General features: G+C 32.9%; 13 protein-coding genes. 9 read left to right on the plus strand and 4 right to left on the minus strand.

Annotated elements, in window-relative coordinates:
• Positions 1-111 precede the first annotated feature (111 nt).
• Both QZ659_RS14220 and QZ659_RS14225 read right to left on the minus strand, forming a co-directional pair.
• Positions 112-621 carry a GAF domain-containing protein gene (locus QZ659_RS14220; RefSeq protein WP_291726534.1) on the minus strand — a complete coding sequence of 170 codons (510 nt, stop codon included), beginning with the start codon at positions 619-621 and terminating at the stop codon, positions 112-114.
• A 57-nt stretch (positions 622-678) separates the two neighbouring features.
• Positions 679-1470 carry a hypothetical protein gene (locus tag QZ659_RS14225; RefSeq protein ID WP_291726536.1) on the minus strand — a complete coding sequence of 264 codons (792 nt, stop codon included), beginning with the start codon at positions 1468-1470 and terminating at the stop codon, positions 679-681.
• A gap of 192 nt (positions 1471-1662) precedes the next feature.
• On the opposite strand from QZ659_RS14225, the gene serA reads away from it, so the two are divergent.
• The 8 genes from serA (at position 1663) to QZ659_RS14265 (ending at position 13559) form a co-directional block, all read left to right on the plus strand.
• Complete coding sequence (serA, locus tag QZ659_RS14230) at positions 1663-3567, plus strand: phosphoglycerate dehydrogenase (protein WP_291726537.1); 1905 nt, start codon at positions 1663-1665, stop codon at positions 3565-3567.
• Positions 3568-3627: 60 nt separating this feature from the next.
• The gene (locus QZ659_RS14235) at positions 3628-4164 is read left to right on the plus strand and encodes a transposase (RefSeq protein WP_291726539.1); all 537 of its coding nucleotides are present in this window, start codon (positions 3628-3630) and stop codon (positions 4162-4164) included.
• Positions 4165-4255: 91 nt separating this feature from the next.
• Positions 4256-5527 carry an ergothioneine biosynthesis protein EgtB gene (gene egtB / locus QZ659_RS14240; protein ID WP_291726541.1) on the plus strand — a complete coding sequence of 424 codons (1272 nt, stop codon included), beginning with the start codon at positions 4256-4258 and terminating at the stop codon, positions 5525-5527.
• Between the two features lie 596 nt (positions 5528-6123).
• Positions 6124-7725: a ribonuclease Y gene (gene rny / locus QZ659_RS14245; protein ID WP_291726542.1), complete on the plus strand. Its 1602-nt coding sequence runs from the start codon at positions 6124-6126 to the stop codon at positions 7723-7725.
• Between the two features lie 75 nt (positions 7726-7800).
• Positions 7801-9783, plus strand: coding sequence for an HpaII family restriction endonuclease (locus QZ659_RS14250; RefSeq protein WP_291726543.1), 1983 nt, complete (start codon positions 7801-7803; stop codon positions 9781-9783).
• A 298-nt stretch (positions 9784-10081) separates the two neighbouring features.
• Positions 10082-10828 carry a M50 family metallopeptidase gene (locus tag QZ659_RS14255; RefSeq protein WP_291726545.1) on the plus strand — a complete coding sequence of 249 codons (747 nt, stop codon included), beginning with the start codon at positions 10082-10084 and terminating at the stop codon, positions 10826-10828.
• Positions 10829-11099: 271 nt separating this feature from the next.
• Complete coding sequence (locus tag QZ659_RS14260; RefSeq protein WP_291726547.1) at positions 11100-12911, plus strand: MXAN_6640 family putative metalloprotease; 1812 nt, start codon at positions 11100-11102, stop codon at positions 12909-12911.
• Positions 12912-13175: 264 nt separating this feature from the next.
• Positions 13176-13559, plus strand: a complete 384-nt coding sequence (locus QZ659_RS14265; RefSeq protein ID WP_291726548.1) for an Hsp20/alpha crystallin family protein — start codon at positions 13176-13178, stop codon at positions 13557-13559.
• 58 nt (positions 13560-13617) lie between these two features.
• Here QZ659_RS14265 and QZ659_RS14270 read toward each other — a convergent pair whose 3' ends face one another.
• Both QZ659_RS14270 and QZ659_RS14275 read right to left on the minus strand, forming a co-directional pair.
• Positions 13618-14637, minus strand: coding sequence for a TraB/GumN family protein (locus QZ659_RS14270; protein WP_291726550.1), 1020 nt, complete (start codon positions 14635-14637; stop codon positions 13618-13620).
• Positions 14638-14753: 116 nt separating this feature from the next.
• Positions 14754-15368 carry a 7-carboxy-7-deazaguanine synthase QueE gene (locus QZ659_RS14275; protein WP_291726552.1) on the minus strand — a complete coding sequence of 205 codons (615 nt, stop codon included), beginning with the start codon at positions 15366-15368 and terminating at the stop codon, positions 14754-14756.
• Between the two features lie 629 nt (positions 15369-15997).
• Between QZ659_RS14275 and QZ659_RS14280 the strand changes: the two genes are divergently transcribed.
• Positions 15998-17152, plus strand: coding sequence for a tetratricopeptide repeat protein (locus tag QZ659_RS14280; RefSeq protein ID WP_291726554.1), 1155 nt, complete (start codon positions 15998-16000; stop codon positions 17150-17152).
• Positions 17153-17239 lie beyond the last annotated feature (87 nt).

The raw sequence follows: 17239 nt of genomic DNA on the forward strand, positions 1-17239 counted from the left end.
TGCATAAGGCAAAAAAAGAAGAAAGATAATACTTTTTTCGTGCGTTTACCCTATAAGGCTACTGAATTTGCTATTTTATTAAACTTTGAGAGCAAAACAATTTTATTCCTTTTAAATCAATTCCTCAACAATTTTCATGAGTTCTTCTAAGTATTTTTTATCCGTTTCATCAAAGTCATTTACCTTATCGCTATCTACGTCTAAAATCAAAGCTACATTTCCATCTTTTCCAAAGGCTGGAACTACAATTTCAGATTTTGAGTCGGTGCTACACGCAATATGTCCTTCAAATTTTTCTACATCTTCTACCAAAATAGTTTTTTTGTCTTTCCAAGAAGTTCCACAAACTCCTTTGCCATATTTTATACGTGTACATGCTAAAGGTCCTTGAAAAGGCGCAAGAACGAGCGTTTGCTTTTCAAAGTCAGTAGAATTATTGGTTTCTACACGATAAAAACCTACCCAAAAAAAGCCCATTCCATATTTTAAAGCTGCTGCAATGTTAGCCAGATTAGCCGTAAGGTCGCTTTCTATTGATGTAAGTCCCTTAATTTGAGGGATAAGTTCTTGATATTTTTCAGCTTTTGTTGCCGTTTCTGATATGATTAGTGTTTCTGCCATTTTTTTATTATGAGTTAAAGGTTTTATTAAATTAACTTTTCTAACAATCGTGATTGATTACTTATTCCAATCATAATAATATATTTTAAATTCTTTGTTTGAGTATCTATGTTTACTCATTTCTTGAAATAATTGATGTTGTTTAAGTTTTTCCACATCAAAATACTTGAGAAATGAACTATCACAATCTACCTTAATATGATATCCTAATTTGCGAGGAGAGCCTACTTCTGATAGATACCAATCAGCTTTTACTTTGTAGTTTTCTTTATTAAAAACTTTTCGAAATGTCTCTTCCAAAGGCTTTTCCTGCTCAAAAATATCTTGGTCTTTATCAATAAGTTTTACATCAAACTCTAATTGTCCAGAAAATTGTACAGTAGTATCTTTAGGATATAATAAATAAACATTATTTTCTTTTTTTAGACTATCCAAAACAAAGTGGTATCTATCAATAGAGTTTGCACTAACTAATTTTTGTTTAGCAGGAATAAATTTTGATTCTAAACGCCCAAAAGCGAATGACATTGATTCCCAACTACAATAACAAAATGAATTAACCCTTCTTGAATTTTTATATAAGTCCAAACAATTATCTGGAGTTGTTCCTCCACATTCTTTAGTGGCTTGAAGCACTAAATCATCACGTAGTTTTTGTAAAACCTCTTTATCATAAATCACTTCATAAGTATCGTAATCAGTATTAGCTCTTACAAATAGCCAGTTAGTATCTTCATTGAAGTTGTTTCCTTCAAAAAAAACAACTTTTTCACCAGAGCAGTTGTAAAAAAATAAACTAAGTCCAATGAGAGTATAAAACAAGAGTCTAAGTATAGGTTTTATTTTCATATTTGAGTAGGAAAACCTTTTGAATAAATCATAAAGTAAAAAAATGTTCAACAAATTTACGAATAATTCGAACACCTAGTTTTATAAGAAAAGCTAATTTAATTTTCCTAACTTAGTACCCAAAGCCACACAAACAACACAAAACGAAATATCTAAAAAAGAAATCAAATCATCTTCACTTCTATTTAGTTTATGAATCCCACAACTGAAAAACAAAAATATTTTATTATAGATTTTGATAGCACTTTTACGAAAGTAGAGGCAATGGACGAACTTTGCCAAATTGCACTACAAAATCATCCAGAAAAGAATAATCGTCTTTCTCAAATTCAGTCTCTGACAGACCAAGCGATGGAGGGAAACCTTTCTTTTAGAGAATCTCTACAGAAAAGAATAGCTATTTTGGAAGCTAATAAGAAACACCTGCCAGAGCTTATCGAAAAACTAAGTGAAAAAGTATCTGAATCTTTCAAAAGAAATCAAACCTTTTTTGACACGTATAAAGATACTATTCTTATTGTTTCTAGTGGTTTTAAAGATTTTATTGTTCCGATTGTAAAAAAATACGGTGTAAAATCAGAAAATATCTATGCAAATGAATTTACATTTGATGAAAATGGAGAAATAAAAGGTTTTGATACAAATAATGTCTTGTCAGAAGACAATGGAAAGGTAAAACTTCTCAAAAAACTCAATCTACAAGGCGATATTTATGTGATTGGTGATGGTTATACGGATTATGAAATCAAAGAAGCAGGACTGGCAAACGAGTTTTATGCCTTTACAGAGAATATCAAGCGTGATAAAGTAGTTGACAAAGCTGATAGAGAAGCTCAAAACCTTGATGAGTTTTTATATGTCAATAAACTAGCCCGTAATATTTCCTATCCAAAAAATAGAATCAAAGTCCTTTTATTAGAGAATATTCATCAATCAGCCAAAGAGATGATGGAAAAAGAGGGCTATCAAGTAGAACTCCTTTCAAGTGCTTTGAATGAAGATGAACTCATAGAAAAAATTAAAGGTGTTTCTATTTTAGGCATTCGTTCTAAAACTAATCTGACTTCCAAAGTAATAGAGCATGCTGATAGACTTTTGGCTGTTGGAGCGTTTTGTATCGGAACAAATCAAATTGATTTGGAAGCCTGTCAAGAAAGAGGAATTGTTGTCTTTAATGCGCCGTATAGCAACACAAGAAGTGTTGTAGAACTTGCTATTGGAGAGATGATTATGCTCATGCGTGGCGTTCCGAAAAGTGTAATGGAAATGCACACAGGCAAGTGGAACAAGTCAGCAACCAACAGTTTCGAAGTGCGTGGTAAAAAGTTAGGAATTGTTGGTTATGGAAATATTGGAGCACAGCTTTCTGTAGTGGCTGAAGCCTTGGGAATGAAAGTTTATTTTTATGATATTGTAGATAAATTAGCTTTAGGAAATGCAACGATGTGTGAATCTTTAGAAGAGCTTTTAAGCATCGCTGACGTAATTTCTTTGCATGTAGATGGGCGAACAGAAAATACAAATCTCATCGGAAAAGAACAGTTTGATTTGATGAAAGAGGGAGTAGTCTTTATGAATTTGGCTCGTGGACAAGTAGTTGATATTCCTGCCTTAGTAGAAAATTTAAAAAGTGGGAAAATCTTAGGAGCAGGCGTTGATGTTTATCCAGAAGAACCGAAAAACAACCAAGAAGAGTTTGTTTCAGAGTTGCGTCAGATTCCAAATGTAATCCTTACACCACACGTAGGGGGAAGTACGGTAGAAGCTCAAGAAAATATTGCACAGTTTGTCCCTAATAAAATTGTAGATTATATCAATGCAGGAAATACATTTTCTAGTGTTAATTTCCCAGAGTTACAGTTGCCAAAACTACAGAATGCACATCGTTTGATGCACCTTCACAAAAACGTACCAGGTATTTTGGCTAAGATAAATCAGATTTTTGCTACTAATGAAGTCAATATCGTAGGTCAATATCTCAAAACCAATGAAAATATTGGTTATGTAATCACTGATATAAATCAGAAATACAATGAGAAGGTCATAGAAGAACTCAAAAATATTGAAGACACCATTCGTTTCCGTATTTTGTATTGATACAAACCCTGTAGGGCAAACGCATGCGTTTGCCCTACAAAACGTAAAAAACAATATAAAATGAATAATCCAAACAAAAAATATCGCAAATCTATACGTGCCAAATGGTGGGATTATGGTTGGAATGGTGCATATTTTATTACTATTTGTACAAAAGAGATGCAGCATTTTTTTGGAGATATAAAAGATGGAAAAATGATTTTATCAAATGTAGGTGTGATTGTAGATGTTTTGTGGCATCAAATTCCTTTATATCATGCTTTTGTAGAGTTAGGCGAGTTTGTCGTTATGCCTAATCACATACATGGAATCCTTATTTTAGATAAGCCAAAAGAAATAATTGAAGAATTAGAGAAAGATGCTAGAATGCCTGTCGAAAAGCGTCTTAAAGAAGGACAGGGAAAAAATACCGTTTCTTCTATCATAGGAAATTATAAATCTGCTGTAACAAAAAATGTAAATCGGTTGGGATTAGCATCTAAATGGCAGTTCAGATTTCATGACCATATTATCAGAAATGAAAAGTCATACCAAAGAATTTCAAATTATATTCTGACAAATGTAGAAAATTGGGAAGATGATAAATTTTTTAACTAAAAAATCTACCCTCAAATTCAAAACAAAATCTAGTTTAGCATTGTAAAGATAAAGCATGTCTTATCTCTACATTTATGAATAATACTCAATTATGAAAACACAAATACTAGAAAAAAATACTCCTACTGCCATCGTCCCTACCAACGACCAATATCTAAAAACTAGACAACGAACACTCTCCCTGTGTCAAGATTTAGAGCCAGAAGATTTTGTAGTGCAGCCGATGGTAGATGTAAGTCCTACTAAATGGCATTTGGCACATACAACGTGGTTTTTCGAAACGTTTTTACTTGTTCCTTATCTCAAAAATTATCAAGTTTTCCACAAAGATTATAGTTTTTTGTTCAATAGTTATTATGAAACTGTTGGAAAACGTGTTTTGAGGGCAAACAGAGGCAATCTGACACGACCAACGACGAAGGAAATTTACAAATACAGAGAATATGTAGATAATTCTATTTTATTATTTTTTGATGAGCTAGAAAAAGGCAATTTTGATGTAGAAACACAAGCTAAAATAAAAAAACGTCTTTTTATTGGTCTAAATCACGAAGAACAGCACCAAGAACTTTTGGTAACAGACATAAAATATGTGTTGGGAAATAATCCTCTTTTCCCTGCTACGAAAATGCCCATTCAAGATTTTACAATCTTTGTAGGTTCAAGGCACGCCTTTACCTCAAATGAAGAAGAAATACAGGGAAATTTTATAAAAATCAAAGAAGGAATTTATCAAATTGGTTTTAATTCAGAAAATGAAAATGATTTTTATTTTGATAATGAGAAAGGCGTTCATCGTGTATTTGTAGAAGAATTTGAAATTGCTAAAAACTTAGTTACTAATAGAGAATATTTAGAATTTATTGAAGCTGGTGGCTATCAAAATTTCAACTTTTGGTTTGCCGAAGGATGGGATTTTGTGAAAGAAAATAACTTAGAAGCTCCTTTATATTGGTTTAAAGAAAATGACGAATGGCTATGTTACGACTTTAATAATTCGGAAAACGGACTACAAAAAATAGATTTAGATGCCCCACTTTGCCACATCAGTTTTTACGAAGCCGAAGCCTACGCACAATTTAGAAATATGCGCCTGCCGACAGAGCAAGAGTGGGAAATTGCTAATGAGTTTTTTGAATGGGGCAAGCGTTGGGAATGGACACGCTCTGCCTATCAGCCTTATCCAAACTTTGAAAAAGATGAAGGGGCATTGGGTGAGTACAACGGAAAATTTATGGTCAATCAGCTTGTCTTGCGTGGAAGTTCGGAAGCAACTGCTCCAAATCATTCTAGACCAACCTATCGTAACTTCTTTCATGCTGACAAACGCTGGCAATATACAGGAATACGTTTGGTAAAGTAGAGTTATTTTTACTAGAAATTATCAAAAAACCTGTAAAACTACTTTTATAATCGTTTTATTGAAGCTAAATTTGTAAATTGTATAATCGAATTGTTTTGATAATTTGAGTTTTTATTCAAATTGTATTCAATTTATAATACATTTTTCTCTAAAAAAGAGAAGTAACACTGACCTTTACAATCAAAAAAGTCAGCCTAAAAGGTTGATTTATACATATATAGCAAAATAAAATAGCGATTTTTTAATATAAATAATAAAGTTAAATGTAAGAACAAGGCTTGCCTTGTTTAGAAGATATAGAAAATATTTTTCTGAAAATTTATAGAAATAAACCTTTAAGATTTATGAAATCTTTATAGGCTTTTGCGAGTATATTTGCTCATACATGCTTGCTTGTATTCAAGTTAGGTTATTTTTCTTTATGTAGAGAAATGAATCTGTTTTTATGTAGAAACAGAAATACGAATGATAAATTATTGATTATCAATGAGTTTTGGAGTTGAAAAAACTAATTCGTAATTAGCTACGCTGAATGTAGTTCATAATTGACAAATTCGTAATTAAAATATTCATTTAATCTAAAGAAAATATATATAATGTATCTTGAACTTACCATTACGGCTGTTGTGGCTCTAATTGTAGGAATTTTGATAGGGCGTTTTTTGCTTATCAAGGTTCTTGCAGGTCTGAAAGAAAAGGCAGATAATGAAGCCAAACAAATTCTACAAACAGCCAAAGCTGATGCTGCAAATCTTCTGAAAGAAAAAGAATTGGCTGCTAAAGACCACTTTTTGAAACTCCAAGCAGACCATCAAAGAGAATCTAACAAACGACAAAAAGGAATTGCTTCACAAGAATCTAAACTCAAAAAGCAAGAGCAGCGTTTCCAACAAATCGAACTCAAACTCAAAGAAAAAGAAGTTTCTATAAACAAAGAGCAAGAACTTCTCAATAAAGAACTCCACAAACATCAGCAGCGAAAAGACGATTTATACAAAAAAATGGAAGCTGTGGAGCAAAAAATGGAAGATGCTAAAAGACTTGAGAAAGAAAAAATTGTTTTGTTAGAAAAAGTATCTGGACTTTCAGCCGAAGAAGCTAAAAATCAGCTTATTGAATCCTTAGAAAAAGAGGCGCAAACCTTAGCCACAGCTAAGATTCGTCAAATTATGAGCGATGCTGAACTTACAGCTACAAAAGATGCTAAACGCTTAGTTCTTTCTACTATTCAACGCACAGCTACTGAACACGCCATCGAAAACTGTGTTTCTGTCTTTCATTTGGAAAGCGATGATATTAAAGGAAAAATTATTGGTAGAGAAGGGCGAAATATCAGAGCCTTAGAAGCTGCCACAGGTGTTGAGATTATTGTAGATGATACGCCAGAGGCGATTACTATTTCTGGTTTTGACCCTGTCAGAAGAGAAATTGCTCGCCTTTCCTTGCATCGTTTGGTAGCAGATGGAAGAGTACACCCAGCAAGAATTGAGGAAGTTGTTGCCAAAACGACCGAACAACTGGAAGAACAAATTATTGAACTTGGAGAGCGTGCTGTTATTGAACTTGGAATACACGGACTGCATTTAGAACTCATCAAACTTGTTGGAAAAATGCGTTTTCGTTCGTCGTATGGACAAAATCTCTTACAGCATTCTAAAGAAGTTACTCGCCTTTGTGCCACGATGGCATCCGAAATGGGCTTAAACGTAAAACTTGCTAAGCGTGCAGGGCTTTTACACGATATTGGAAAAGTTTGTACAGAAGACCCAGACAAACCACATGCTATTTTAGGAATGGAACTCGCAGAGCGTTATGGCGAACATCCAGAAGTTTGTAATGCTATCGGTGCGCACCACGATGAAATTGAAATGACTTCGATGCTTTCGCCTGTTATTCAAGCCTGTGACGCTATTTCTGGGTCAAGACCAGGGGCAAGGCGTGAAACCATGGAATCTTATATTCAGCGTTTGCAAGACTTAGAAAATTTGGCTACCTCGTATGATGGCGTAAACAAATGTTATGCTATCCAAGCAGGGCGTGAACTTCGTGTGATTGTAGATTCTGAAAATGTGATGGATGATAAAGCAGACGAAATCGCTTTCAAAATTTCACAACAAATTCAGACTGAAATGCAATATCCAGGGCAAGTAAAAGTAACTGTCATTCGTGAAAAACGAGCGGTGCATTATGCGAAATAAATGTAGAAGGTAGATTTTTTGAATGATAAATTATTATAGGTAAAAGGCTTGCCCTTTTCTAGCCTTTAAAATAGTATGAAATTTAAGTTTATAGATTTATTTGCTGGAATTGGTGGGTTTCACTTAGCAATGCACAGACTGGGTGGAGAGTGTGTTTTTGCATCTGAAATTGATGATTTTGCAAGAGAAACTTATAAAACTAATTATCAAAATATATCTCCTAAGCTATTTCAAAATAAATTATTCAATAAGGATATTCGAAGCATAAATCCAAAGGATATTCCAGACTTTGATGTCTTGTGTGCTGGTTTTCCTTGTCAGCCATTTAGTCAAGCAGGATATAAGAGAGGGTTTGACGATAATCACAGTTCAGAGAGAGGAAATCTGTTTTTCAATATTGCTGAAATTTTAGAAACTAAGAAACCAAAAGCGTTTTTCTTAGAAAATGTGCGTGGTTTAGTTTCTCACGACAAAGGAAAAACCTTCAAAATCATTAGAAATATTCTTGAAAACGAATTGGGTTACTCTTTTTATCATAAAGTTGTACAAGCTTCGGATTATGGCTTGCCACAACTTCGTCCTAGAGTTTTTATTGTAGGTTTTAGAGACGAGGGTTTTATGAATAGTTTTAACTTTCCTGCACCTATTCCTTTAAAATTTACAATGAGCGATGTTTGGGGAGGAGAGTGTAGCAGAGAAATAGGCTTTACAATTCGTGTAGGTGGGCGTGGTTCAGATATTACAGACCGTAGAAACTGGGATAATTATTTAGTAGATGGACAGACTAGAAGATTATCTTACGTGGAGGCGAGAAAAATGCAAGGCTTTCCAGATGATTTTGAGTTTCCCGTAAGTAAGACACAAGCTATAAAGCAGTTAGGAAATAGTGTAGCTGTTGATGCGGTGGAAGCTGTTGCAAAAAACTTATTACAACATTTAGAAACGCTAGAGAAAATTCAAACGCAAGAAAAAATTAATAGTGAAAAGATGGCAATTAAAGCAACAAAAAACAAAGGTGAGTGGACAGAACTACTACTTTTTATCAAATTACTTTTAGATAAAAAATTGTATTTATCAGATGAAAATCTTAATACTACACAGAGTTTCTTTAAAATAAATAAAGTAACAACTCATAATCTAGATTTGGAATTCCTATTGTCAGATTCTTCTACTATCAAAATAAAAAATAAAGAAGACCAAGAGGAAAAAGAAGTGAATATTTCAGAAATAATTAATGCTTCTGTGATAGAATCTTTTGTTGAAAAAATAAAATCTGAAAAGGGAACTTTTGAAATACCAGCTTTCAACATTATTCAAGATAGGTTAGGCTTCAATATTGTCAAAGGAGGAAATAGCAATCAAAAAGCTGATATCTTACTAAATATAAAAAATAATTCTTTTGAGAAAGAAAATGAAGGGTTTGGAATTAAATCCTATTTGGGAAGTAAGCCTACACTTTTAAATGCTTCTGGAAATACAAACTTCATTTTTAAGATAAATGGTCTAAAAAAAGGTAGTAAAGAAGTTATTGATGAAGTAAACCGAATTAATACTAGAACCAAACTAAAAGATAGAATCAATAGAATTGAAGAGTTAGGAGGTAGCTTTCAATATTTAGGAGCAGAAAGAGAAACTATGGAGTTTAACCTTAAAATGGTAGATAGTCAAATGCCGATCATAATCGGAGAGATTCTACTTTGCTTTTACAAAGAGCGTATCTCTTCTATTAAAAAAATTACTGAAAAAATCGCAGGAGAAAATACAGATAATAAGGTTTTATTGGAAAATAAAATTAAGAATCTTTTGGTAAATATTCTTCTAGGTTTCTTTGCTGGGACAAAATGGGATGGTTCTTTCGAATCTAATGGAACAATCGTAATGAAAAACAATGGAGATTGTGTAGGTTTTCATATTGTAGAAATGGAAAATCTGAAAAATTACCTTTTTGAAAATATTAAATTAGATACACCTTCTACAACAAGACATCGTTTTGGACAGCTTTATACTGAAAAAAATGGAGATTTATTTTTTAAGTTGAATCTACAACTACGTTTTTAAAGAGTCATTTATCCTTGATTTAGAAAAGCTGTAGGATAAGTTACCATAGGAAGAATAATGTAAAAAGTAGGGTTTCATTACAGAATATCAACCTTTTTTCTGTTTTCAAAAAAGCCTAAAAAGCAATAATTTCTCTTATCTAAACACACAAAAACTTTTAAAATCTACTGTAATACAAACAGTTGCTTGCAAAACTTTAACTTTTTAGATACTTTTTGCGTAAATTATACCATACATTGTTAAGTATTTAACTTAGATAGATAAAAGAAATTATTTTAAATTTTATACAATCAAATACATGAAAAAATCGGCATTAGACAGAGACGCAATAGGTTATGATTCTTTATCACAAAAAGAAGTGAGCGCAAGACAGAATAGCTCTCTTACTGGCTTACTCATTGCTGCTGTCATCACAGTAGTTCTTTTCAATGTTCCTTATGGTTATTATATCAGTTATCCGTTCAGTATTTTAGGAACTTGGTTTCATGAAATGGGACATGGAATAATGGCTCTTCTTTGGGGAGGAGATTTTATTAAGTTAGTGATGTATTCTAATGGTTCTGGCGTTGCAACTACTACTAGTTACAATGCTATTGCACAAGCGTTTGTATCTGCTGCTGGTTTGATGACACCACCTATTATTGGTGCTGCTCTGATATTGGCTGGGCGTACACAGAGAGGTTCGAAGATAGCAATGAGTATTTTAGGAGCAGCACTAATAATTTCTGTTGTTTTTTTAGTGCGTTCATGGTTTGGAGTATTAGCTGTTAGTCTTTGGGGAGCTTTGATTATAACTTTTGCCTTCAAACTTCCAGTTTCATATAAGCCTTTTGTAGTACAGTTTTTAGGGGTACAGGCTTGGGCAAGTACATTCAGAAGTTTAGACTATATGTTTAGTGATTATGCAGGGTCTCTTGGAATGCAATCCGATACACAATCAATTGCTAATATTTTAATTTTGCCGTACTGGTTTTGGGGAGGTGTGATTGCTGCTTTTGCTATCGTGATGTTATTAGTTAGTTTGAAAATTGCTTTCAAAAAATAAAACTTGAAATACAGCAAACACAAACCACTTTTTTATCAGAGGAATCTGTAAAAAAGTGGTTTTTTTTATGTCAAAATAGTCCTAATTTTCATATCTTTAAAAAAGCAAATTAGTTTTAAATACATCAAATTTAAATTACTAGACAGGAAACAAAAGTTGTTGGTGTCGCTATGCTAAAACACCAACGAACTGTATTTTGTCCCTGTTCTGTAACACACAGAACAACAAATATCTGTTTATGTCCAGTACTCTACATCAAATTATTATACAAATGAAATTTCATTCTATCTCAAAATATATTTTAGTCTTGGTTTCTATTACCTGTTTGAATAGCATTTTATTTGCCCAAAACAAACAGTTATCAGAAGAAGATATAGCTTTTTCTAGGCAATGGGAAGCCAAACTCAATCACGCACTTTCTCATTCCCATACAGAGCGCAACGACAAATCGCACCATTCTTGCCTAACTCTAGTGCTTTTGGAAGGGCAGCAAAATAAAAAACGACTTACTCTACGTCTTGAAAAAATTCTTCGAACACATAGCGAACGTATAGAATTGAATTTCTTTTTTGATTCAGAACATTATCGTTTTCATTATGACAAAACAGGAGTAAATGCTGTGGACATAACAGATGAGAATAACAACGATGTGCCAGATTACATAGAATTTATGGCAACAGAATTTGAGAATGTCTATAATAAAGAAATAAATGAATTGGGTTATGTTGCCCCTCCAAGTGACGGAACAGAAGGTGGTGGAGAAGATTTATACGATGTTTATGTTACTGATTTGCAGCAAGGTTTGTATGGATACGTAGCTTCTGAAAATATGATAGGCGATAATCCAAACTCTACAGTTATTGAAACAGAGGCAAGTACAAGTGTTATGAGAATGCGAAATAATTACGATGATTTTGATTTGAAAAACGATGCATTGAAAGTAACAGCAGCACACGAGTATTACCACTCTATTCAGTTGGGATATAAAGCAGATTTTTCAAATATATTTGCACTAGAAGGTTCTGCCTCTTGGATGGAAGAAGTAATTTACCCTCGCATAGATGACAATTTCCAATATTTAGATGCCGTTTTTGATAATCCTGATGTAGCTGTAAACTACAATTTTGGAGATGAAGACGACCCAGATTTTAATGACTTTACAACACAATGGTATGGAGCTTGGATATTTTTTCAGTATATAGGAGAAACTTATGGGGTAGATGTGGCTAGAGTTCTTTGGGAAAATATGCGCTCACAAGCAGAATTAGAAGCCTTAGATAATGCTTTAAAGACTAAAGGTATAAATTTACAAACTGCTTTTGAAGATTTCTTTGTGGCAAATGTTGTGTTGTCTGCTAGTTCGGCATCTAGCCCTTATACATATAATCGTGCTGCTGATTATATCAATTATTTGAGCGAAAATATTAATTCTGAAACGGTAAAGATAGAAGGTACACTAGACTTTTCAAATCAAGCGAGAGTGTGGTATAGCAATCAACAGGGAAACGGAAGACTGATGCGTTTTTCGGCTGATTATATTCGTTTAGATACACAAGAACAAGATTTTGTAGTGGATATAGTACCAAAAAACTCACAAGGAAAGCAAATAGGAGTTCAGTTTGTTAGTTTTCAGCCTAATGGAAGTGTAAGGGTAATAAAAGATTATCCTGCTGTTGGCGAAAATGCTGAAATCACAATTGATGCAGCTACACAAAGCGAACAAATGTACTTGATTGTGTACAGAATAGGAACTGCTTTAGATGATTTTACTTCCGAACAATACAGTTTAAGAATATATAAAGAAGGTACTATTTTGGGAATAGATGATAAGTTGGGAACAGATAACTATTTTAACATTGCCTCAAATCCAGTTACTGATAGACTGAAATTTGTATATAAACTGCAAAATCAGAGTAATAAAAATTATACAGTTTCTATTACAGATATTTTAGGTAGAAAAATAATTGAAAATCAACCGATAAAGACATCCATAAATACAAATAAATGGGCTAAAGGAACATATATGGTAACACTTTTTGATGAAAAACAGCCTATTGCAGTTCGTAAAATAATTATTCAGTAGATTGATAATGAGTGATTTATGAAGTATGTACTGTTAAAAAGTCAGTTCTAAATCGTAAATGTTGCTTTTAACTGACTTTTTGTCGTGTATTGAAGTATTTGTTTTAAATATTAATTTATTTTTTGTTTTTTTAGTAAGTGAAAAATATATTTTTTATTACTTATTTTGTTTAATGGTAAGATAGAGTAAAATGGTTTAGCTTTTGATAAGTATAAGATAGACAAATTAGACAATATGCTTTCAAAGCTCTAAAAATATACAGTTATGATGACAATAGATAAAACTTTAACTAAAAAACTGGCGATGCAGTCGCAGGCTGAAAATATTGCTGGTGGTGGTACAGTACCAACAAAAATGTTTCTTTCAGAAGAAGAAAATGGTTATTTACTTCGCCTCACAGCAGCTTCTGTGAATCCAGATTCCTATAAAATAGAAATCCGACAAGGGCATTTGATTATTATGTCATTGGTAAAAATAAATGAATTTGAAGGAGTACCTCGTTTTATGCAGGCTTTTCCAATTTTGCCTCACGTAGATTCAAGTGGGATAGAAGCTCGTTATGTAGAGGATGAACTACATATTTTTGCTCCCTTCAATCAAGGAACAAGCAGAGGCGAAAATCGCAGAATTGATATAGATTTTGATTAAACTTACCGTGCAATATTAAAGCCTTCATTTTCAATTAAAGATAAATGAAGGCTTTTTTTTATTTTTCTGTCTCTTGTTTTTTATTAAAAAATATGGGCTTGAGTGTGTAGCCTGCTTCTTTCAAAAGATTGACCATTCCTTTTTCTCCTCCTAAATGCCCTGCTCCAACAGCAGCAAAAATTATATTTTTCTTACTTTTTCTATCTTCTTTAGATGGTTTTTTGTTCATTTGCTCTTCCATTCTTTTTACCATCACAAGGTTGCGCTTAACAATCAACGACTGATAGGTTTCTTCCTCAAACTCTTTAGAAATTTGGTCATGCAGAAGTTCTATATTTTCAGTTAGGTAAAGAGAAATGAGTGTTTCCATCGGATTTTTTTTAAAATCTAAAGCTGTTGTATCATTTTTTGTAGTCATTTCAATATCACCTACTGTATTTTTAGAGTCTGTTTGCTCGCTTTTGGCTTTGATATAATTATATAGTTCTTTGGCTTGCTTGTCTATAGGAGTAGAGTTGAGAGCTGTCATTTGTTCTTTGACAGTTTCTAAACCCATTACATTTTGGTCATTTCTTCTAGCTCTGTTTTGAAGGTGCATATCTAATGGAGGAAATTTTTGAGTAGTTGCATTTTCTTCATTTGCACCAGCCAGTTTTTCTTGTTCTTTTTCTTGCAACATCGCCATTACAAAGACAGGGCGCACCATATCTAAAAACGGTGCTAGCTCTCCAATATTTTCAACTAAATAAGGTTTTATTTCTTGATACTCTTCTTTAGTAAGTAGCTTTGACAAAGTAGAATCTTTTGGAGACATAATATAAGCCATTGCCATAATAGAAGTCATAACATTGAGGTCTAGTTCGCCTGCAACAGTCAGTGAATTATCCATATAAGGATATACATTAGAGGCGTAGTCAATCACTCGTTTATCTCCCACATGGACAGTTCCGAAGAGATAGGATTTTTGTTTTGAGTTTTTGCCACTTACTTCCCACAAAAGTTGTGCATAGCTCAAAGACGAAGAGAAAACTATCAGAAGTGGTAAAAAGAAACAAATACGATAAATAAATTTGGACATAGAGTAGGATTTAATGGTACGTAGGGAAACAAATATTTTCTTTTCTTTATAGAACGAAGAAATTTGTTTTGAGTTCCCTGCTTTTTCCATTATAATAAAACTTTTCCAAACTCCTATCAAGGAATATCCATAAACTTATGAGTCTGTAAAGAAACTTGCCACTTCGGATTTTCTTTGACAAATTCTATCAAGATAGGTAACATTTTGCTACTCTTGCTCCATTCGGGTTGGATAAGCAACTTACACGAATCAGACACTTTTTTAGCCTCTTCTTGTGCCCATTTCAAGTCACTAAGAGCATAAACTACCATTTTGAGTTCGTTTGCCTTCTCATAAATTTCTGCTAATGGCTTCTTAAATCGTTTCGGAGAAAGCGTAATCCAATCTAAATTACCAGAAAGAGGGTGCGCTCCAGAGGTTTCAATATGAACTCTAAAGCCTTCTTTTTTCAATGCTTCTGTGAGTCCGTCTAGGTTGTGCATTAGTGGCTCACCTCCTGTAATGACTGCCAAACGAGCAGGAAACTGACTTGCTTCTTCTACAATTTGAGAAATACTTTTTTTAGGGTGCGCTTCTTTGTCCCAAGACTCTTTTACATCACACCAAAAACAACCTACATCACAGCCTCCCAAACGTATAAAATAAGCAGCATGTCCCATAAAAGCTCCTTCGCCTTGTAGTGTGTAGAAGGCTTCCATTACAGGAAGTGAAGAGTTTATTGAGATTTTCATGGAAGAAGATGTTGAAGAAGATTTTAACTTAGGTGTTTTCTTAGATTTAGATAGCTTCGAAAAAGCTGAAGATGTTGAGAGTGTAGGCATTTTGATTTCGTAATGTTTATTATAAAAAAAGAATACGGTGAAGGTATGCAAACTCCACAGCACAAAAAGAACGCAAAATTAGTATTTTACTTGGAATAAAAAAAGTAGTATTGCTATCAAAATAGAGTGTAAAATAAAAAATAATCAATTACCTTTGCAAAAAGGTAGATAAAATGATTTTTCTTATACAAGAATTAGATGTTTTTTTAGTAAGTAATCAAACAATTTATGTACTAGATAACCTTAGACGTTTATCTAACCTTACAAAAATATAAGGCTTCTTTATGTAATATCTTACTAGCCGATAAAAAAAAGAATTTGGTCGTAAAAAATCAACCTTCTGTATAATTCTACGTACTTAAAGCAAAGCAAGGCATCAATTTTGGCTACTTCATTATAAAATAGATTAGAATGTTTTTTATCTAATAACATAAAAGAAAATATGTTTTTTCTTTAGTTCAATATTTTATGATTTTGTTATGATGTCTAAAAAGAATGAGAAAAAAAGCCAAAAGAATAATATACCACTTACTATAACTATGATAGCTACCCTAATTATTACCTTCTTTATTAGTATTCCTTGTTTTAGCCAAAACATACAAGAAAATGATGCTACTATAGCTTATAGACAAGGCAAACAACAAGAAAAAAATGCTTCTAGTGCAATTCATTATGAAAAAGCATTTCAACTGTATGAAAAATCAGCCTATTTAGGATATGATTCTGCACAAGTTGCTTTAGCTCAATTCTATGAATTAGGTATTGGTACAGAAGTAAATTTTGTAAAGGCTGCTGAACTATATCAGCGAGCTTTAGAACAGGGAAATGCACAGGCTGCTTTTCGCTTAGGAAATCTTTATGAAAGAGGTAATGGAGTAGAACAAAATATGGAACAAGCAGCACGTTGTTACTTGCAAGCATGGGGAGGAAAATACCCTCGTGCTGGAGAGGCTTTAGAGCGCATAGAAGCGCAGCGTTGGTTGCCAGCAGATTTGCCTACCTATCGTTTCTACCTAGCCATGAACAATAACCCAAAGGCACAATATGAGCTTGGTAAAATGTATTTAGAAGCTAAAAATAATATAAAACCAAATTGGATAAAGGCAAAGTTTTGGTTGAAAAAGGCATCAGAAAATAATTTAGTAGATGCTCAAATGCTTTTAGCACAAACTTATCAAGAGGGAAAAGTAGTTGAAAAAAATATAGAAACGGCAAGCTACTATTATAGCCAAGCTGCAAAACAAAACAATGCAGAGGCTTTAGTTTGGTTGGAAAATCAGCAGGTACAACAAAATACTGAAAATGTAAGACTTACATCAAGTATAAATACAGTAGCTAAGAAGGAAATTACTGTAATAAACCACTTTGCAGAAGGTGTAAAAGAATTTAACAATAAAAACAATGAAGAGGCATATAATCATTTCCAAAAAGTATCTCCTAAAAAAGAGCCAGAGGTGTTGAAATACTTGGCTGTTATGCACAAAAATAATTTCATTGACAATGCAAATTTGGGAGAAGCAATTTTATATCTGAATGAATATGTTACTACTTATCCACAAGATTCAGAAGGATACAAATTATTGGGTGAGATTTACTTAATGAAAAATCAAAAATCAGAAGCAAAGTATTTTTTTGAAAAAGCAGAGCAAAAAGGAAGTACAATAACTAAAGCAATGTGGGCTGCCGTAGATTAGATGTAGCCAACTTTTGTAGCTCACTCTTCAGAACGAGAAAGAGTTTTTCAAGTAAAGTATAAAATGATTGTTTGAATTTATTTTAAA

This window comes from Bernardetia sp., from assembly GCF_020630935.1.
In the GTDB taxonomy this organism is placed as follows: domain Bacteria; phylum Bacteroidota; class Bacteroidia; order Cytophagales; family Bernardetiaceae; genus Bernardetia.